General features: G+C 63.6%; 19 protein-coding genes and 1 tRNA gene. 3 read left to right on the forward strand and 17 right to left on the reverse strand.

Going from position 1 to position 18,509, the window contains the following annotated elements; translation table 11 throughout:
* Positions 1-7: 7 nt before the first annotated feature.
* Genes VQ045_RS15665 through VQ045_RS15695 form a run of 7 tightly spaced genes read right to left on the reverse strand, consistent with a single transcriptional unit; the run spans position 8 to position 8,946 of the window.
* Positions 8-1,012 (reverse strand): FAD:protein FMN transferase, encoded by a 1,005-nt coding sequence (locus VQ045_RS15665; protein ID WP_331830759.1) that lies wholly within the window; start codon positions 1,010-1,012, stop codon positions 8-10.
* A gap of 44 nt (positions 1,013-1,056) precedes the next feature.
* Positions 1,057-1,581, reverse strand: a complete 525-nt coding sequence (locus VQ045_RS15670; protein WP_331830760.1) for a nitrous oxide reductase accessory protein NosL — start codon at positions 1,579-1,581, stop codon at positions 1,057-1,059.
* Positions 1,578-2,405: an ABC transporter permease subunit gene (locus tag VQ045_RS15675; protein ID WP_331830761.1), complete on the reverse strand. Its 828-nt coding sequence runs from the start codon at positions 2,403-2,405 to the stop codon at positions 1,578-1,580. The genes VQ045_RS15670 and VQ045_RS15675 overlap by 4 nt, the downstream gene beginning before the upstream one ends.
* Entirely contained in the window at positions 2,402-3,322 is a 921-nt protein-coding gene (locus VQ045_RS15680; protein ID WP_331830762.1) for an ABC transporter ATP-binding protein, read from the reverse strand. Before VQ045_RS15680 ends, VQ045_RS15675 begins: the two co-directional genes overlap by 4 nt.
* Entirely contained in the window at positions 3,322-4,698 is a 1,377-nt protein-coding gene (locus VQ045_RS15685) for a nitrous oxide reductase family maturation protein NosD (protein WP_331830763.1), read from the reverse strand. The genes VQ045_RS15680 and VQ045_RS15685 overlap by 1 nt, the downstream gene beginning before the upstream one ends.
* Before the next feature lie 4 nt (positions 4,699-4,702).
* Positions 4,703-6,628, reverse strand: coding sequence for a TAT-dependent nitrous-oxide reductase (nosZ, locus tag VQ045_RS15690; RefSeq protein WP_331830764.1), 1,926 nt, complete (start codon positions 6,626-6,628; stop codon positions 4,703-4,705).
* A gap of 23 nt (positions 6,629-6,651) precedes the next feature.
* Positions 6,652-8,946 carry a 4Fe-4S binding protein gene (locus VQ045_RS15695; RefSeq protein ID WP_331827748.1) on the reverse strand — a complete coding sequence of 765 codons (2,295 nt, stop codon included), beginning with the start codon at positions 8,944-8,946 and terminating at the stop codon, positions 6,652-6,654.
* A 216-nt stretch (positions 8,947-9,162) separates the two neighbouring features.
* Here VQ045_RS15695 and VQ045_RS15700 point away from each other — a divergent pair, with 216 nt between their 5' ends.
* Positions 9,163-10,023: a ferritin-like domain-containing protein gene (locus tag VQ045_RS15700; RefSeq protein ID WP_331830765.1), complete on the forward strand. Its 861-nt coding sequence runs from the start codon at positions 9,163-9,165 to the stop codon at positions 10,021-10,023.
* Positions 10,024-10,070: 47 nt separating this feature from the next.
* Here VQ045_RS15700 and VQ045_RS15705 read toward each other — a convergent pair whose 3' ends face one another.
* Positions 10,071-10,319 carry a hypothetical protein gene (locus VQ045_RS15705; RefSeq protein WP_327623112.1) on the reverse strand — a complete coding sequence of 83 codons (249 nt, stop codon included), beginning with the start codon at positions 10,317-10,319 and terminating at the stop codon, positions 10,071-10,073.
* Positions 10,320-10,330: 11 nt separating this feature from the next.
* Between VQ045_RS15705 and VQ045_RS15710 the strand changes: the two genes are divergently transcribed.
* Complete coding sequence (locus VQ045_RS15710; RefSeq protein ID WP_331830766.1) at positions 10,331-10,531, forward strand: hypothetical protein; 201 nt, start codon at positions 10,331-10,333, stop codon at positions 10,529-10,531.
* A gap of 44 nt (positions 10,532-10,575) precedes the next feature.
* On the opposite strand, the gene VQ045_RS15715 is transcribed toward VQ045_RS15710, so the two are convergent.
* From VQ045_RS15715 to VQ045_RS15745, 7 genes are all read right to left on the reverse strand, one after another.
* Positions 10,576-10,652: transfer RNA gene (locus VQ045_RS15715), tRNA-Pro, on the reverse strand.
* Positions 10,653-10,779: 127 nt separating this feature from the next.
* Positions 10,780-12,051 (reverse strand): TRAP transporter large permease, encoded by a 1,272-nt coding sequence (locus VQ045_RS15720; protein WP_331830767.1) that lies wholly within the window; start codon positions 12,049-12,051, stop codon positions 10,780-10,782.
* A gap of 9 nt (positions 12,052-12,060) precedes the next feature.
* On the reverse strand, positions 12,061-12,594 hold the full coding sequence (locus tag VQ045_RS15725) for a TRAP transporter small permease (RefSeq protein ID WP_331830768.1): 534 nt from the start codon (positions 12,592-12,594) through the stop codon (positions 12,061-12,063).
* Positions 12,595-12,674: 80 nt separating this feature from the next.
* Complete coding sequence (locus VQ045_RS15730) at positions 12,675-13,655, reverse strand: TRAP transporter substrate-binding protein (protein ID WP_331830769.1); 981 nt, start codon at positions 13,653-13,655, stop codon at positions 12,675-12,677.
* Between the two features lie 158 nt (positions 13,656-13,813).
* Positions 13,814-14,224, reverse strand: a complete 411-nt coding sequence (locus VQ045_RS15735) for a Fur family transcriptional regulator (protein ID WP_331830770.1) — start codon at positions 14,222-14,224, stop codon at positions 13,814-13,816.
* Positions 14,221-15,048, reverse strand: coding sequence for a metal ABC transporter permease (locus VQ045_RS15740; protein ID WP_331830771.1), 828 nt, complete (start codon positions 15,046-15,048; stop codon positions 14,221-14,223). The genes VQ045_RS15735 and VQ045_RS15740 overlap by 4 nt, the downstream gene beginning before the upstream one ends.
* Positions 15,038-15,925, reverse strand: a complete 888-nt coding sequence (locus tag VQ045_RS15745) for a metal ABC transporter ATP-binding protein (protein WP_331830772.1) — start codon at positions 15,923-15,925, stop codon at positions 15,038-15,040. The genes VQ045_RS15740 and VQ045_RS15745 overlap by 11 nt, the downstream gene beginning before the upstream one ends.
* A gap of 123 nt (positions 15,926-16,048) precedes the next feature.
* Here VQ045_RS15745 and VQ045_RS15750 point away from each other — a divergent pair, with 123 nt between their 5' ends.
* Positions 16,049-17,005, forward strand: coding sequence for a zinc ABC transporter substrate-binding protein (locus VQ045_RS15750; protein WP_331830773.1), 957 nt, complete (start codon positions 16,049-16,051; stop codon positions 17,003-17,005).
* A gap of 39 nt (positions 17,006-17,044) precedes the next feature.
* On the opposite strand, the gene VQ045_RS15755 is transcribed toward VQ045_RS15750, so the two are convergent.
* The gene (locus tag VQ045_RS15755) at positions 17,045-17,842 is read right to left on the reverse strand and encodes a crotonase/enoyl-CoA hydratase family protein (protein WP_331830774.1); all 798 of its coding nucleotides are present in this window, start codon (positions 17,840-17,842) and stop codon (positions 17,045-17,047) included.
* Positions 17,843-17,939: 97 nt separating this feature from the next.
* Entirely contained in the window at positions 17,940-18,347 is a 408-nt protein-coding gene (locus VQ045_RS15760; protein WP_331830775.1) for a hypothetical protein, read from the reverse strand.
* Between the last annotated feature and the right edge of the window lie 162 nt (positions 18,348-18,509).

Here is an 18,509-nt window from a genome sequence, read left to right on the forward strand (position 1 = left end):
GAACAGTTCATGCGTTCCCATGAAGGCGCAGACGATCACCTGAACGCGCGGTCAAATGGACCTCCAACTCGGGACGGGTCTTTAGAACGCGTTCGATCGACGTCCGCTCCATCAGGCTGAAGGCGGTCGAGAGGGCATCGGCTTCGGTGGCCTTCGGCGCGACCACCGTCACGCTCCGATAGAGCCGGGCCGGTCGGCCGTCGTGCGGGTCAAGCAGATGGTTGAACCGCCCTGCCCCATCGAAGTGAAATCCTCCCCCGCTCGAGGTCGCCACCGCCTTGTCGACGATCTCGAGGACCGCCTCAGGTTCCCTCGCATCCTGCAAGGCCGCGACACCGACGCGCCAGGGGGAACCGTCCGGGCGCGTGCCGAGCGCGCGAATTTCGCCCATGTCCACAAGGCTTTTCGTGATACCGCCGCTTCGCAGCAATTCGACCACCTTATCGGTGATGTACCCTTGCGCGATGCCGTTGAAGGTGAGCGCCATCCCATGCTGGGCGAAGGCGATCCGGTCGCGACTGAACCTGACGCCGTCGAGCCCAACGAGAGTCGACACCTCCCGCAACCGCTCCTCGGACGGACCGGACGGGTCGGCCCCAGGCGCCGCGAAATGTTCGCCATACAGTATCCACAGGGGCTGAACGGTCGGATCGAACGCGCCTTCGCTGATATCCCGGAAAACGCGGCTTGCTTCCAGCAGCGTCACCATATCCGCGGGCGGCGCGACGAGAGCGCCCGTCCGGTTCAATTCGACCAGCGCGGAATCGTCCCGATAAAGGCTGAAAACGCGCTCCAGGCGTCGGACTTCGGCCACGGCTCCGTCAATCAATCGCTCGGCCTCGGCCCGATCATGATGATGCAGGGTGAGCGACGCCGGCGCCCCCAGCGCCTGTCCACGCCAGGTGACGGCATGGGCGTCGGCCATGCTCTCGCGTCCGAACGGGATGAGACCCAGGCCGGCGGCGGCGCCCATTATGGCGATGACGCGTCGGCGATTGAGGTGTTCAGCCATGAGACCGTCCTAACGGTTTGGCGGCCCGAAGGGGCCCAAGGCGATTACTTGTTGGATTCCATTGCGTTCGGCGCGCTTCCGAGCACATAATCGGGGGGAATATCGGCGAATTCGACGATCTCGCCACCATTGTCCTCGACAAAGCGTCGCGCCGCGACTTCCGTCGAAAAGGGTACCGTCTCCGGCGCGCCCATCCCGCCGCTCATTGAACTGCCGATCACGAAGAACGCCTGTCTGGCGTCGACCCAGTTCTCCGCTCCAGGCGCGTCCCAGGTCTCGGCGACGGCCATATCCGAGACGTAGATCGCCGCGATGTTCTTGGATTCCTCGGGCAGCAGGGTGAAGGCCACGGTATCGCGCGCCGAGGAGAACCAGATCGGTTCCGGCGCCTTCGCCAGAATGATCTGACCTTTCGGTCCCGGATGTTCCAGAACGTTCATCCCGCAATAGCGGCCGATGGCGCTATCCGTCAGCGCGAAGGGCGCCGGCACCTCTGTCTGACCCTCGCCGCCGCAACCCGCGAGGGTCAGGACGAAAGCCACGAGTCCGGCGAGAGCCGCGGTCCTCATAATTCTTTTCTCGAAAACACCAGCACCGCCGCCGTTAGTGGCACGAGCGCCCACAAAGCGAGCGCGCCAGTCAGCATGGCCGGACTCAACGCGACATTTTCGGCAATGCCCCCCATGCCGGAGAGCGCCCCGGCGCTTCCCGAACCGAGATTCAGCAACCGATAGGCATCGGTCGGATTGAGTAGCAGGAGAATATTCAAAAGGTCAGCCGTGATCGTCCGCCCCTGATCGACGACCAGAATGCCGAGCAGCGCCATGTCATAGATAAGCACGAACAAGAGCCAGACGCCGACCGCGATTCCGCCGGCGGTGCCACGTTCACCAACCAGCGCGCTCACCAGATAGCCGATGGCGATGAACACCGCGCCGAGCATGATCGAGGACAGGATCATGGAGAGGAAAGCCGACCAGCTCTCTGCGTCGATCGCGGCGCCCGTTGCCGCGAGCGCGGCTGCCGCCGCCCCGTAGCCGAGCAGAGTGGCGAATGCCAGGATCGCCAGATGCCCGACGAATTTTCCGAGGATCACCTGCCAGCGGCCAATCGGATAGCTGAGCAGCAGAAGCATGGTGCCGCGCTCCATCTCGCCGACGACGGCATCGTGCGAAATCAGGAGGGCGATCAGCGGCACCAGAAAGATGGTCAGGCTGGACAAACTCACGATCACCACGTCGAGCGCCCCGGCGCCGACATCGCCGGTGGGCGCGCTGCCGAGAAAGGTCAGCGTCAGCGCCAGCGCAGCAAGCAGCAGCGTCGTGGCGAGCACCCAACGGTTGCGCATGCCCTCCTGAATTTCCTTGCCGGCAACAATGAGAACGTTCCTCATTTGACAACCTCCTGCGCACCCAGGAAATGCGCATAAAGCTCGTCGAGCGTTGGCGGGATCACATCCAGGTCGGTTACCGGCGCGTCGCTCGCGGACGCCTTGCGCAGCAGCATGATCTTGTCTTCCGGCGAGGCGTCGATCTCCAGCACATGACCGTTGATCCTTCGCCATCCGCCGGTTTGATTCATCCAGTCATCCGCCCGGCCGGCATCGTCATCCCTGAGCCTGACACGGATCCGCGTCGGCAGCCGGGCGATGCCGCGCAGCTCCTCGATCGTCCCATCCGCGATCTTGATGCCGCGGTTAACGATGATGATCCGGTCCGCCTTGCCCTCGAGTTCCGTGAGGGCGTGGGAGGACAACAGGACCGTCGCGCCCCGTGACCGCAATTCGTCGACGATGCGGTAGAAGCTGCGCCGCAGCGCCGGGTCGAGCCCGGTCGTCGGCTCATCGAGAAGCAGCACCTTCGGGTCGCCTAGCAGCGCTTGCGCCAGGCCGAGACGTTGGCGCATTCCCTTGGAATAGGCGCCGATGCGGCGGTCGGCCGCGTCGGTCAGCCCCACATGATCGAGCAGGTCGGCAACGAGGGCACGCGGCGCGCGTTTGAGCCTGGCATAAAAGGTGAGAGTTTCGCGCCCCGTCAGAGCCATGTTGAAGGAAACGCTCTCCGGCAGATAGCCAAGCCGCTTGCGCGCCGCGAACTCCCCGGCGGCGGGCGACTCGCCGAGCACGCGCACCGTTCCCGCGCTGGGCCGGATCAGCCCGAGCATCAACTTGATCAGCGTCGTCTTGCCGGCACCATTGTGGCCGACGAGCGCAACCGTCTCGCCTTCGTTCAGCGTAAAGGACACGTCGCTGACGGCCTCGATCCCGCCATAGGATTTGGCCACCCGCTCAACACGAACCGTTTCAGCCATTATCGCTCCGTTCGCATCGTTTCGGGCGGCGCCATCAGCGGGTGACTGTCCACCACGCCGCCGGGCAGCAAAGCCGGGAACTGGGCCTGCGCCCAGCGGATCACCTGAACCGCCGGGCTGTTGACGAGAACCTTGGCCTGGGGCGCCGTCCACAGCACCCTGTCGACCAGACCGTTTGGCCGGTAGGGGCCGTCGCCGATGCCGTCACCGTTCAGATCGAAGGCCGGGTTGTCGCTCCAGTAATTGCCGCGCCGCTCGGTCGACCAGTCGAGATGGCGGGTGCCCACATATTTGATCTGATTGCGGTTTCTCACGAAGGCGTTGCCGGTCATGGTGTTGCCCTCGGAACCGGCGGTGAAGTGGACGCCGATCTCGCAACCCTCGAACCAATTGTCGCGAAAGCTGTTCTTGTTGGCGTTGTAGATGAAGACGCATTTCTCCGGACCGATGCGCGTGGCACCCGCGACTCGCGGCGCCTTGGCGTCGTTCGGCACCGACGCGCCGTCTGCCGCGTCGTGCCTGCCGGCCGTCTTCCATCGCTCGATCGATTGCGGACGACCGCGAATGACATTGCCGGCGAATTCCGAACCATTCGCATAGTTGATGAGCAGCCCGCTGTCGCGATCGCCGTCAGACACATTGCCGGTCACGGTCAGATTGTTGGAGTACATGATCGCGTAGCCGATGGCGTTACCGACCGAAACATTGTCGCTGATAATACTGTCGTTGGTGTACATGTAGTGGACGGCAAAGCGGACATCGCGAAAGCGATTGCCGCTGAAGACATTGCGCTTGCTGGCATTGGTGAAAATCCCGTCGCGGCCGAAGCTGATGTCGTTGCCGATAACCTTGGCGCCCGGCGCATTCCAAACCGAGACGCCGTTCCCCATCTCGTTGGTGCGGCCAACGCGAATGCCGATGATGCGATTGCCTTTGGCGACGGAATCCTCGGCCCCGTGCAAGAAGATTCCGTAGAGATTGCCGACGATCGTATTGTCCTCGATGCGCGCCGCCCGCGCGGTCTTGGTCACGAACACGCCGGCATCCATCGTTTCCAGGTTGGTTCCGGACCCTCTGATCTCGAGGCCGCGCACCACCGCGTCGGGCGCTTCGACCGTAATGACATGGCCGAGGCCATTGCCGCGAAGCACCGCGCCCGTCTCGCCTTCGATCGTCAGTGCCCGGTCGATCGTCACCGGCCCTTTGTGTTCGCCGCTCTCGAGCGCGATCACGTCTCCCGGCAACGCCGAATCCAGTATGACTTGAAGATCGGCATTCCCTGCGGGCGCGACGATCCGCGCCGCCGTTGCCGGCAGTGCCAGGATGGCAGCCAGAACGGCCGCCATCCCCAGTATCGCTATACTTGTTCGTGCCATCGGCTCAGGCGCCCTGCGGCTCAACGAACATGCGGCCCTTCATTTCCATGTGCATGGCGTGGCAGAACCAGGAGCAATAGTACCAGTAGACGCCCGGCTTGCTCGCCATGAAGGTGACCGATGCGGTCGCCTGTGGCGCGACTTCCATGTTGATGCCGTAGTTGACGATGGCGAAGCCGTGAGTGAGATCCTCCACGTCATCGATATTGGTAATATAGACGGTGACTTCCTCACCCTGCTTGACGGTGAAGCTTTCCAGGCCGAATACGGGAGCAGTCGAGGTCATGTAGACACGGACCTTGTTGCCGTCGCGGACGACCTTGGAATCTCCCATCAGATCAACGCCGTCAGCTTCCGCCTGGCTCACCGCGTCGGCGAAGAACGGATCGTCGCGACTCCACACATGCACCGGGTCGATCTTGGAGCGATGCACGAGCGTGGCGTCGTGCGGCTCCGCGAAGGTCGGATTGTCATGCACGAGGACCATCTCGTCTCCTGAGATGTCGATCAGCTGATCGTTCTCGGGCTTGAGCGGTCCCACGTTCAGGTAGCGATCCTTGGAGAACTTGTTCAGCGAGATCAGCCATTTGCCGTCGGCTTCCTTGGTCTGCCCCATCGAAGTGTGATTATGGCCCGGCTGATAGTGGACATCGAGCTTCTGCTTGATCGGGTCCACAGCCTCGCCCTGGAAGGCCCGCTTGGCGTCTTCGATGTTCCACTTGCAGATCTGGCTGTCGATAAACAGCGTCGTATAGGCGTTGCCGCGACCGTCATAGGCCGTGTGCAACGGCCCAAGCCCCAGTTCGGGCTCGGCCACGACCGTGTCGCGGGGTTCGATCTTGTCGTCGAACAGATCGTCGAACTTGCGCACGTCGAACACCGTCACCGTGGGCGACAGCTTGCCGGCGGCCACGACGTGGATGCCATCCGGCGCGGTGTTCATGCCATGCGGACTGTTGGGAACCGGAACGTATCGGGTGAAGGGGGAGCCGTGCCGGCCGTCGACAACGGGCACCCCGTTTATCTCCTCGTAATCCCCTTTGGCGACGGCTTCTTCGATGCGCTTGATGTTGAAGATGACGGCCCAGTCCTGTTCCTTCTCCATCATCTCGGCGAGGTTGACGCCCTCTTCCGAATTATAACAGGTGGCGAAGCAATACTTGCCCTGGTAGTCGGCATCGACGTTGTCGAGATTGCCGTCCACCTTCACCTGCCAGGCGACCTGCATCGTCTCACCGTCGACGGCCGTGAAGATCGCGTGATACTGCGACTTGTCGTCCAGTATCTTGCCGTCGTTCGGGATCGGAACGCGGTCTTCGCCATTGCAGAAGACATAGCCGGTCTTCGGATATTTCTGGACGCGCAGGCCGTGTACCGTGTGCTGGTTCGGCAACTCGAGGATCTTGTCGCATTTCATGACGTCGAGACGAATGCGGCAGACGCGCGTGTTGGCCTTGTCGTTGGCGTAGAGATAACGGCCGTCATAGGTGCCGTCCGTGAAGGACGGATGCGGATGGTGCAGGTCGCCGTTGAGATAGATGTCGCCCCGGTCCTTGAGAAACTCCTTGGTCTCGGGCAACAGGCCCTCGGTCAGCACCTTCCGGCTTTCGTTGGTCTGTCCCCAACCCGTGGCGCTGCAGCGGTTGAACACCGGAATGCGCATCATCTCACGCATCGACGGCGCGCCGACGATGCGAATCTCGCCAGTCTGGCCGCTGGAGAAGAAGACATAATATTCGTCGAGTTCTCCCGGCTTCACCTCGTAAGTGTTGCCCGCGGCCGACGTATCCTGCGCCGCAGCCGGCGTTGCTCCCAACCCGGCGAGTGTCAGCGCTCCGCCGACCCCGCTGGCTCCGGCGGCCGCGGCTACCGCAGTGGTGCCCAGCAACTGGCGCCTGTTCAATCCATGTTTGGTTTCTTCTTGCGACATATCGGTCTCCTATGATCGCCTGACTACGGCGTCGTCTCGACCCTGCCGGGCCGTTCGACGGGCACTCCCTTGTGGGAGATGACGGGTTTGGCGGGCTCTTTCCCTCGCATGGACGGGGAGGACAGCGCCGCGAACTTCTCGCGCTTCAACCGCACCTGGATCATGTGCGGGCAGCGGTGATCGTCGTGGTAGAGTTCCTGGCAATGCATGCAGTAGATGCATTCATTGACGTTGATCTGGCCCTCGGGATGGATCGACTGCACCGGACATTCGTTGGCGCAGCGTTGGCAGGGCGAGCCGCATTCGGGCCAGCGCTTCAGCCATTCGAACATCCGCATGCGGCCGGGAATGGCGAGCGCGGCGCCGAGTGGGCAGAGATAGCGGCAATAGAACCGCTCGATGAACAGCCCGGCCGCCAGAAGCGTCAGCGCGAAGATCACGAAGGGCCATTCGCGAGCGAACTTCAGGATGATCGCCGTCTTGAACGGCTCGACCTCGGCAAACATCTCCGCCAGCGCTACCGAATAGAGCGACAGGCCGAAAAGTCCCAGGAAGATGATGTATTTGATCGGCCACAGCCGCTCGTGCAGAGCCCAGGGAACCTTGATCTGCGGCACTTTCAGCCACTGCGCCAGATTGTTGGTGAGTTCCTGAAGGGCGCCGAACGGACACAGCCAGCCGCAGAAGGGTCCGCGCCCCCAGAACAGCAGCCCGGCCGCCAGCGTCGCCCACAGGATGAACACGAGCGGCGCGGAGAGAAAGAATTCCCAGTTGAAATCGGTCATCAGCGCGTTCGCGAAGGTCAAGACGTTGACCACCGACAATTGCGCGTTGGCATACCAGCCGAGCCAAACCAGGGTGAAAACGAGGTAGCCCCGCCGCACCCAAGTGTAGAGGACCGGACGCCTCACCAGCCAATCCTGGAAGAAGAAGATCGCCGTGAGAACGAGAAGCGCGACAGCGACGATGCCGATCGACACCGCATTCATCTGCCACATCCTGATCCAGAGAGGTTCGTCGTCGGCAAACGGCGACAATCCGGTGGTTTCGCCAGCCTTCGCCTGAACGGGGTCGGAGATTTCCGTTTGTGCTTTCGGTTCCGGAACCGGCGTCTTTACAACCGTCACATACTGGTCCGGCAGGGTGTAGCCCAGTTCGAAGGGAAGCACCGCCTTCTCTCGCGCGCCGAAGCTTCTCTGGACGAGCAACTGGAGTTCCCACGGCTCGGTAACGTCGAAGTTGAAATCATCAGGAACGAGGAACAGCGCGATTTCGCGCAGCTTCGGAGCACCCTTCGCGGCAAGGTCGCCCAGCCGCGTATGATTGCGGTCGCGGAACCGGACGCCCTGCCCGTTCTGGAGCAACTCGATCCGATCGAAGATACCGCCCCGCACATAGCCCGAGCCCTTGAAGGAATAGGCTCCGTCGCCAGCGACGACGATCGCCTGCTGGTCCGGCTTCAGTTTTTTCTGCAGCCGCTCGTAACCACGCTGCCCGAGGAGGCTGAGGCCGATCGACGGCACACTGACCGGCGCGACATGGAGTTCGATGAAGCGATCGGCGGGGTCTTTCGTCTCGGGCCGGTCCGCCGCCTGGCTCTGGCCCGCTTGCGCGAAGGCTTCAGAGACTTCGCCGACGGTGAGGCGAAGGCTTCTCACCGACCCATCGCCAACCAAAGCCTCCCAGTCGCGGATCTCGGATTTGGAGAGGTCGAGCGTCCTCTCCTCCGCTGCGGCTGCTGTGACCCCGGCCTCGGCGGCAGCTCCGCCGAGGCGGCCGCTGCGGATCAGCCGGACGGCGGATCGCACGACGCTGTCACCCATGACGAGCACGGTGACCGTTGCGCCGCTGACGATATCGACCTGCGGGGGGCGTTCGGACCCGGCCGCCACGCGGCCCATATCCCTGCCGATCAGCGAATTCAGCGACGCGATGACCTTGGCCTCTGGGATGCCGATCAAGACGATCGGCTCCTTGTGTTCGACGAGCTTGAAGCCCCGAATCACGCCCTGCCCGTCGATCCCCACAAGGATTTGGATCGGCTTGCCCGAATAGCCGATGGCGCTGGTGAAATCGGAATTGAGATAGACGTATCCAGCGATTTCATCGCCGCGGTAGACGGGCACAATCGGCGGATCGCTTTGAAGCTCGCCGAACCGGTCAGCGCCTTCGAAAATTTCGGCGGGTTTCGCTTTCGGAAGAAATTCCGCGAGCCGCCCTGCGGCGGACGCCTGAAACGAAATCGCCAGGAGCATGGCGAGCGCCGCGGTCGCCAAAAGGACAGCCGACCCGGCTCTGGCGATAAAGCCTCGGAACATGGGGAGATGGGCGCAGTTCAATGTGGACCTACCGGTTCCCTCAGGCGATTGGAGAGTTGCAGGGAAGTGTTATGGGGCGCCGAATCATCGGAGCGGCTCGAGACATCAGATCGGGATGGACCGTAGCGGCTTGCCGGCGGGCATCATTGATCTAGCGCAAACGCTTTGCTCGCATGAAATGCGACGCTGCCGGCGGCCATGCTGGGAGGACCTCAATTGCCGGATCGAAAGTTCGAGCCATTTGTTGCCGTGCAGTCCATGGGTGACTTGCTTTCCCTCGCCTATGCGATGGAGCGCGAGGCGATAGCCGGATATTCGGAATTGGCCGAACGGATGCGCCGGGAAAACCAGCCGTCACTCGCCGCCGTATTCGATCGACTCGTCGGGGAAGAGAGTCAGCATCTTGAAAACGTCATGCACTGGTCCGAGAGGATCGGCGCGACATCGCCGGATTTCTCGACGACCCACTGGGAACCGACCGAGACTTTCGACGACGAGGGAGCGGGAACTATCGCACCCGAGTTGCTGAGCGCCTACCGGGCGTTCTCGATGGCGGTTCGCAACGAGGAACGCGCTTTCGTTTTCTGGACCTATGTCGCGGCGCTCGCGCCTTCGGACGCATTGCGAGAGGCGGCGGAGCAGATGGCTAGGGAAGAGCTCGGTCACGTCGCGACGCTGCGGCGCGAACGAAGGCAGGCGTTCCACGCGCAAAGGGCGGCATCTTCCGCCGGGAAGGAGAATTGGAGCCTCGCCATCCTCGAACGGCGGCTGTCTGATCAACTCGCGAACGCGGCCGCGATCGCCGGCGATGATGGCGCTGAATCGTTGAACAAGCTGGCGCGCGAGGCAGGCGACCGCGCGGACGATCTTTCCCAAGCGCCCTTCGGCGACTCGCTGCTGTTGCAGCGGGCCCCCGCGGTGACCGCGGATCGGATGGCGCCGCTCTGCGAGCTGCTTCTGGACTGCTATCTCGACTTCGGCGACCGGTTGGCCGACGAAAAAGAGCGAAACCGGGCGCAGGAGTTTGCGGCGGGCGCCGTCCATTGTCTCTCGGCAATCCGCTCCGCCTCGGCATAGTCCCGATTGGCCTGAATGCGGAACGCTGGTCAACCGCTCTCTATGGTTTAACGCGTGATCTGGCGATAGATCGCCGGGAGCGCCACAGGCAGTCGAGACAGATTGGGGAAGATCGCGTAGGCGCCGCGGCCAAAGATGAATGGCACGTCGTCGCCGGCGTCCTCGTCAACCGTTACCCGGAAGATACGCAGGCTAGACATCCGAGCTTCTCGGATCGCCATCAGCGTATCCTCGATGCCGTAGCAACCTTCGTAACGATCGATGTCGTTGGGTTTGCCGTCGGTGATGGCCGGCAACAGGCGACGACATGTTCCGCGACTTCCGCGACGAGTTTCTGGATTTCGGCCGAGAATTCCCGTCGCGGCTTTGCCTGATCACGAAGTTTGCCAACGAGCGTCGGCGGCATCCGGTCATCCAGCCGACAGGGACGCCGCTGGCCGGTATGATCTCGACGGTCGAGCGCGGGAAGACCTCATGGATGAGATCGATGGCCTCGGCGGTGTCGTAGTTATCGTCGGGAGAATTCGGGTTTTCGGGAAACCCTTGTTTTGCTGGTCGGAGTGGCAGGATTCGAACCTGCGACCCCCTCGTCCCGAACGAGGTGCGCTACCAGGCTGCGCTACACTCCGTGTCCTGCGGCGCGGTATATAACGGGGCAGACCCGGCCCCGCAAGCGATCATTGCGATTTCATCGGAGCGATCGGCATTTGCGCTGGAGCGCTGCGGCGCGTGTGGACGCGCAGCGCATCTTCGCCATTACAGCAGCGTCAGCAGCCCGACGGAGATCGCCGGCACGTAGCTGATCACTAGCAGGCAGGCGATGATGACGAGAACGAAGGGCAACAGCCGTGGGACGATCTGCTCGAACGGGATGCCGGCGACCTGGCAGGCGGCGAAGAGATTGACCCCGAAGGGCGGCGTGATCATGCCGAGCGCGAGGTTGACGACCATGATCAGGCCGAAATGCACCGGATCGATGCCGAAGGAGATCGCGACAGGAGCGAGGATCGGCGCCAGGACGATGATCGCCGCCGAGGTCTCGATGAACATGCCGGCGACGAAGAGGAAGGCGTTGACCGCGAGCAAGAAGTAGAGCGGGTCTTCCATCACGCTGCCCAGCCACTCGCCGATCGCGGCCGGCACGCCGGCGCGGGTGATCAGAAACGAGAACAGGCCGGCGGCGGCGATCACGAACAGGATGATCGTCGAGGAGATCACCGAACGGTGCAGCACCGGCAGAAGATCGCGCGGGCTGATCGTGCGGTAGACCGCCATGCCGATGAACAACGCGTAGAACACCGCAATGACCGAGGCCTCGGTCGGCGTGAAGATGCCGTCATAGATGCCGCCGATGATGACGATCGGCATCAGCAGGGCGAGGAACGCCGCCTTCAGCGATTGCCAGAACGGCAGGCGGCCCTCGTGGTCGCGCTCGCCCCATTTGTTCTTGCGGCAATAGACGTAGACGAAAAGGATGAGGGCCAGCCCGATGAGCAACCCCGGTCCGAGGCCGGCGATGAACAGATCGCCGATCGAGACCTCGGCGCTGACGCCGTACAGAATCAGCGGGATAGACGGCGGGATGATGACGCCGAGTTCGGCCGACGTCGCCTGCAGCGCGGCGGCAAAGCCGGTCGGATAGCCGTGCTTGGTCATGGCCGGAATGACGATCGCGCCGATCGCGAAGGTCGTCGCGACCGAGGATCCCGAAACCGCCGCGAAAATCATGCAGGTCAGGACGCAGGAGCAGGCAAGCCCGCCCCGCACCCCGCCGACCATGGTCTTGGCGAATTCGACGAGGCGGCCGGAGATGCCGGCGGCCTCCATCAGATTGCCGGCAAGGATGAAGAACGGCACCGCCATCAGCGGGAAGGAGTCCAACTTGGTCATCAGCTGCTGGGCGACGACGAGCAGCGGCAGGCTGGTGAAAAAGACCAGGCCGCCGATCGAGGCGGCAGCGATCGCGATCGCGATCGGCAGGCCGAGCGCGAAGAAGCCGACGAGGGCGAGGAGCATGAAGCTGGACATCGATGCTCCTCAGACGTCGTGGGTGGCAGGGCCCTGCCGGTGAACCAGGGTGCCTGCCAGTTCCTCGAAGAGGCGCGCCAGCGTCGCGACGATCGACAGCGCCGCTCCGACCGGAATCGCCGCGTAGATGAAGCCAATGGATATCTTCTGGCCGAAGAACGGATCGCTGACGCCGGCGATCGTCTGCCGTGCGGTTCGCTCGGTCATCGCCCAGCCGTACCAGACCATGACTCCGAGAACGCCGAGCGTCAGGCCCGCGAGGAGAACGGCGAGAAATTTACGCGCCGACGGCGGCACGCGCGCGATCAAAAGGTCCACCGAAATCAGCGCGCCGGAGCGCAGGCAGGCGACCAGGCCGAGATAGACCATCCAGATCATCAGCGAGCGGGCCGTCACCTCGGACCAGGTGGACGGGCGCTCCAGCACGAAGCGGGTCAGAACCTGCCAGAAGGTGATCACCGACATGAGCGCGAGAAGCGCCATGGCTGTCCATAGCGACAGGCGCAGGACCCAGCGATCGATGGCGCGCAGGACAGTCAGCATCGATGGCCCTTGTTGCTGGTGTCGAAGACGACAGGGGCCGGGACGTCGCCGCCCGGCCCTGTCGTCGTCTTACGAGTGTGTCACTTGCCGGTGTCGCGGATGGCGTCCAGCTTGTCCTGGCCGAACTGCTCGGCGTATTTGGCCATCAGCGGCTCCAGCGCTTTCTCGAAGGCGGCGCGGTCGACGTCCTCGGTCACCTCCATGCCCGCCTCCTTCAGCGTGGCGACGCCCGAATCGGCGTCGGAGCGAACCTTCTCGCGCATCGCGGCGGCGCCCGCCTTGGCGGCTTCGCGGAAGGCCTCTTTCTCCTCGTCGCTCAAGCCGTCCCAGACCGTCGGCGACATCAGAAACAGAGCCGGCGAATAAACATGGTTGGTCAGCGAGAGGTACTTTTGAACCTCCGCGAACTTGGCCGAGAGAATCACCCCGATCGGGTTTTCCTGGCCGTCGACGGTACCCTGCTGGAGCGCGGTAAACAGCTCCGGGAAGGCCATCGGCGTCGGCAGCACGCCGAGTTCGGAGAAGGCCTCCATATGCACCTGGTTCTCCATAGTGCGGATCTTCAGGCCCTCGGCATCGGCGGGCTCCTTCACCGGCCGCTTGGAATTGGTCAAGTTGCGAAAGCCGTTCTCGCCCCAGGCGAGCGTGATCAGGCCGTTATCGGGGAACTTGTCCAGCAATGCCTGGCCGATCGGGCCATCGAGCACGGCATGGGCGTGATCGTAGTCGCGGAACAGGAACGGAATGTCGGTGATCAGTGTCTCCGGCACGAAATTGCCGACCGGACCGGTCGAAGTGATGACGAGGTCGACCGTGCCGAGCTGGGCTCCCTCGACCATCTCGCGCTCGCCGCCGAGGGCATTCGCCGGGAATTGCTTGATGGTGAACTTGCCGTCGGTGAGTTTTTCGAGTTCCTCGGCCATCGCCGTGGCGCCAACGCCATAATGCGAGGTTTCGGAGAGCGAATAGCCGAGCTTCAACTCGACGGCATTGGCCGCTGAAACGGTCCACCCGGCAAATAGCGCGGCGAGACCGGCAGCGGTGAGCGTTCTGATGGTCATGATTCCTCCCGACATGGCGGCAACCGTCGAAAAGGGCTCCTCCCTTGTCCGTAAGGCCGCATGATGAAGCGGATTTGCGGGAGAATGCCTTACCCTGTCAAGGCGATGCGCGGCGGCAGTTGCGGCGAAGGCAGCGTAAGCCGAGACGGATGGTGATGTCACGCAGCGCCGGCGCGGACGCAGTCGGCGCACAGGCCGCTGATTTCGATCGCGGTGCGCTGCGGGCAGAATCCCTCGGATTTGGCCCAGCCGCGCAGTCGCTTCTCGACCACCGCATCGGAAAACTCCCAAACCCGTGCGCAACGTCCGCAGATGCCGAAGGCGATCGTCGCGCTCTCGTGATGATCGTGGGGATGGGCGCAGGGCACGAACGCCTTGAGGCTATCGAGCCGGTGGACGAGTCCACGATCGAGAAGCGTATCGAGAGCGCGATAAACCTGCAGGGGCGCGCGAAATCCGTCGTCGCGGAGTCGGTCGAGGATCGTATAGGCGCTCAGCGGCTCGTCCGCCGCCTTCAGCGCGTCGAAGACGAGGCTCTGGTTGCGCGTCAGTTTCGGCGCGGCAATCATCGCGGTGCCTTTTCAGCAGGTTCGGCCCGGCGGTCGGCAAATGCCGGCATCGGCAGCAGGCTGACAAGGAACAGCGCGAGTGCGGCGACGACGATCGACGGGCCGGACGGCGTGTCGAAATTCAGCGAGGCGAAGAGGCCGCCGGTCGAGGCGACAGCGCCAATGAACGCAGCGAGGAGCGCCATCATCTCCGGGGTCGAAGCGAAGCGCCTGGCGGTCGCCGCCGGGATGATCAACAGCGCGGTGATCAGGAGAATGCCGACGATCTTCATGGCGATGGCGATGACCACCGCCATCAGCAGCATGAAAAGAAATCGTGAGCGTTCCGGCCGAAGCCCTTCGGCTTCGGCGAGTTCAGTGCTGACGGTGGCGGCGAGCAGCGGACGCCAAAGCACCGCCAATCCGGCGAGGACGAGGATGCCACCGCCGAAGATCGCGACAAGGTCGATGCGGGAGACTGCCAGGATGTCGCCGAACAGGAAACCCATCAGGTCGATCCGCACCCAGGTCATGAAGGCGATGAGGACCAGTCCCAGCGCCAGGGTCGAATGGGAAAGGATGCCGAGCAACGCGTCGGTCGACAGCGCGCCGCGCCGCTCGAGCAGCACGAGGGCCACGGCGACCACCGCGGCCACCGCGAAGACGCCGAGCATCAGATCGATCTCGAAGGCCGTCGACAGGGCCACGCCGAGCAGCGCCGAATGGGCCATCGTATCGCCGAAATAGGCCATGCGCCGCCAGACGACGAAGCAGCCGAGCGGGCCGGCGACCAGCGCGATGCCGATGCCGGCCAGAATGGCGCGGACGAAGAAATCATCGAACATCGGCTGGCTCCCGGTCCTTCGGACGATCGGAACGATGTTCGTCATGGTCATGACCGTGATCATGATCGTGCCCGTCATCGCCTTTCGGGGGGCTGCATTCGTCACCGATCGTGCCGTCGGCGAAACGCACCCGCCCATCCGGCAGATGGGTGTGATCGTGATCGTGCGAATAGATCGCCAGGGTCTCTGCCGCGCGCGGGCCGAACATGCGCTGATACGCCGGCGAATTGGCAACCGATTGCGGCGTTCCCTCGCAGCAGACATGGCCATTGAGACAGATCACCGTATCGGTCTTGGCCATCACCACATGCAGATCGTGCGAGATCAACAACACCGCGCAGCCTTCGGCATCACGGATATCGGAGATCAGGTCGTAAAGCGCGATCTCGCCGCTGAAATCGACGCCCTGGACCGGCTCGTCGAGGACAAGAAGATCGGGCTTGCGGATCATCGCGCGGGCGAGCAGCGCCCGCTGGAACTCGCCGCCGGACAGACGATGCACCTCGGCCTTGGCCAGATGGGCGATGCCGACGCGGTGCAGCGCCTCAGCGACCGCCGCGCGCGAAGCCCGCACGGTCAACGTCATCAGCCGCTCGACGCTGAGCGGCAGCGTCCAGTCGATACTCAACTGCTGCGGAACGTAGCCGACCGTCAGCCGGTTTGCCCGGCGGACCGTGCCCTCGTCGGGCTTCAATATCCCGATCGCGGTCTTGGCGGTCGTCGATTTACCCGAGCCGTTCGGACCGATCAGCGTGACGATCTCGCCCCGACGCAGCGTCAGGTCGACACCGCGCACGAGCCAGCGCCCGGAACGCCGCACGCCGACGCCGCGCATTGCGACGAGGACATTGTCTACGAGAGAAGAGGAAGAGGTCATTTGCTATCCGGACCATCGCTTGCGGCGGCATGTATGCATCGCTATAGCACATTCTTGTAATGACATAACATATCAATTTGGTGCCTATGGGCGCCGCGTCATTCAAAGCCGAAGGATTTGCGCATGCCGACGACCCGCTCGTTGCTCCTCGCCGCCGCGTTGTCTTTCCTGACTTCTTCCGCCCAGGCAGCCGACGCGGGCTCCGCCCCCGCCGTGGTCGCCTCGATCAAGCCGATCCATTCGCTCGTCGCCGGTGTCATGAAGGGTGTCAGCGAACCGATGCTGATCGTTCAGGGCGCCGGCTCGCCGCACACTTATCGGATGAAGCCGTCGGAGGCCGCGGCGCTCCAATCCGCCGATGTCGTCTTCTGGGCCGGCGCCTATCTGGAGGCGTTTCTGGTCAAGCCGCTCGCAACGCTCGGAGCGAACGCAAGAAACGTCAAGTTGGTCGATGCGCCGGGCGTCGAGAAATTGTCGCTGCGCGAGGGCGGGCCGTTCGAGGCCGACGCGCATGAGGACGAAAACGCCGGCCAGACCGCGAACGAAGACGATGGCGGCACCTTCGACACGCATGTCTGGCTCGACCCGGTCAACGCCAAGGCGATGGTGGGCGCGATCGAAGCGGCGCTCATCGCCGCCGACCCGGCCCATGCCGAGACCTACGCGGCCAACGCCGACAAGCTCGAGGCACGGCTGGACGGGCTGATCGCCAAGACCGAGGCCGACCTTGCCGGCGTGAAGGGCCGGCCCTTCATCGTCTTCCACGACGCCTATCAGTATTTCGAGCGCCGCTTCGCCATGCCGGCCGCCGGATCGATCACCGTCAGCCCGGAGACGCCCCCCGGCGCGCGGCGGATCGCCGAACTTCAGGCCAAGGTGAAGGCGGTCGGCGCGACCTGCGTCTTCGCCGAGCCGCAATTCGAGCCGGCGCTCGTCGATGTGGTCATCGAGGGCACCGAGGCGAAGGCGGGCGTGCTCGATCCGGAAGGCGCGGCGCTAAAGGATGGTCCGGAGCTCTATTTCGAACTGATCGGCAACCTCGCGACCGCGCTCAAAGACTGTCTTTCGCCGGAAAGTTGAGGCGGAACGCCGCAGCATTCCGTCCGCCACCGGGAAACTTCAGCCCTTGCCTCTGGTCGCAACAAAGGCCGCCAAGCGCTTGTCGAAAAAGGCGCCGACACCCTCGCGGGCATCGGCCGTCTCCCAAATATCGGCGAGGCGCCGGGCGGTGTCGGCGATGGTCGCCTCGTCGATGACCGGGCCAAGCGAGCGGGCGAGTGCCTTCGCCGCGGCCACGGCCGCCGGCGAACAGGCGAGATAGGGTTCGATTTCGGCCGCGACCGCCGCGTCGAGATCGTCAGCCGGTATCGCTTGGGCGAGAAGGCCGAGCGATACGGCCTCATCGGCGTCGAACAGCCGCGCCGACATGAAGACGCGGCGGGCGCGTCCCTCGCCCATCCGGGCCAGCACGTAAGGCGAGATCGTCGCCGGGATCAGGCCGAGTTTTGCCTCCGTAAAGGCAAAGCGCGCCGCATCGCTCGCGACCGCCACGTCGCAGACCGCGATCAGCCCGAGCCCACCGCCGAAGGCCTGGCCCTGGATGCGGCCGATCAGCGGCTTCGGCATCTCGTTGAGGGCTTTGAGCATCCGCGCCAGCGCCGTCGCCTCGGCAATGCGTTCCTCGCGGCTGGCCGCGAACTGCGCCTTCATCCAGGCAAGGTCCGCCCCGGCGGAAAAGCTCCGGCCTTCCCCGGTGAGGATGACGGCGCGCACGGTGGGGTCGGCGCCGAGCTCTTCGGCCGCCTGTGTCAGTTCGGCGATCATCGCGGCATTCATTGAATTGTGCTTGTCCGGCCGCGCCAGCGTCAGCGTTGCCACGCCGCGCGCATCCGTTTCGATGCGGATCGTCCCCGTCACTCGTCCCTCCCCGCCGTCCCGGCCGACCAATGCGTAGTCCCATTCCGTCGGCAGACTGCGCCACTGCTTACCCCGAATGCAGGAACTCTTGCCGGTCTCAACCGGACGATGAAAGTCCGGCGGCCCGGATCGGCTCCAACGCCGCCCCGTAGGCGGTCCCGAAGTTTTGCAACACGGTCTCCGCATCCTTCACCCAGGTCGCGGTCGCTTTCTCCACCCGAACCCGCAAGTTTTCATTCCAACCGGAACTGTCCTTACTTTTTTCTCGGTCGTACTCCTGTGAGAAGTGATTAATTTCGTTGTCGATCCGCAGCGCTAACCCAGCCATCGCCCATCGCGCTGTGAACATCGCCCCGTATCGTTTGTGCCATCCAAAAGAATTTACGCCGGCCGCAAGTGTCGCGGTTAGCAAACCAACCGCAACTGCAATCATCGGAGCGACATTCACCAATTGAAATATACCGGACAGGATTACGAAACCCGCGCCAAAGAGAGCTACCGCCATTGTCGCCCATGTCATTCCATTGAACCAACCGAGAGCCCATGCCGCGTCTGCGGGGAATGTCCCGGTCTCTGTTGAAACTCTGAAGTGGGCGGCGTTGCCCGCCTTGAGCCGTTAGGCTCGGGGTGCCGATTCCACTGAGGAGAGCAACGCCATGAAGAAAGA

It is taken from the genome of Aurantimonas sp. E1-2-R+4 (assembly GCF_036549515.1).
Classification (GTDB): Bacteria; Pseudomonadota; Alphaproteobacteria; order Rhizobiales; family Rhizobiaceae; genus Aurantimonas; species Aurantimonas coralicida_A.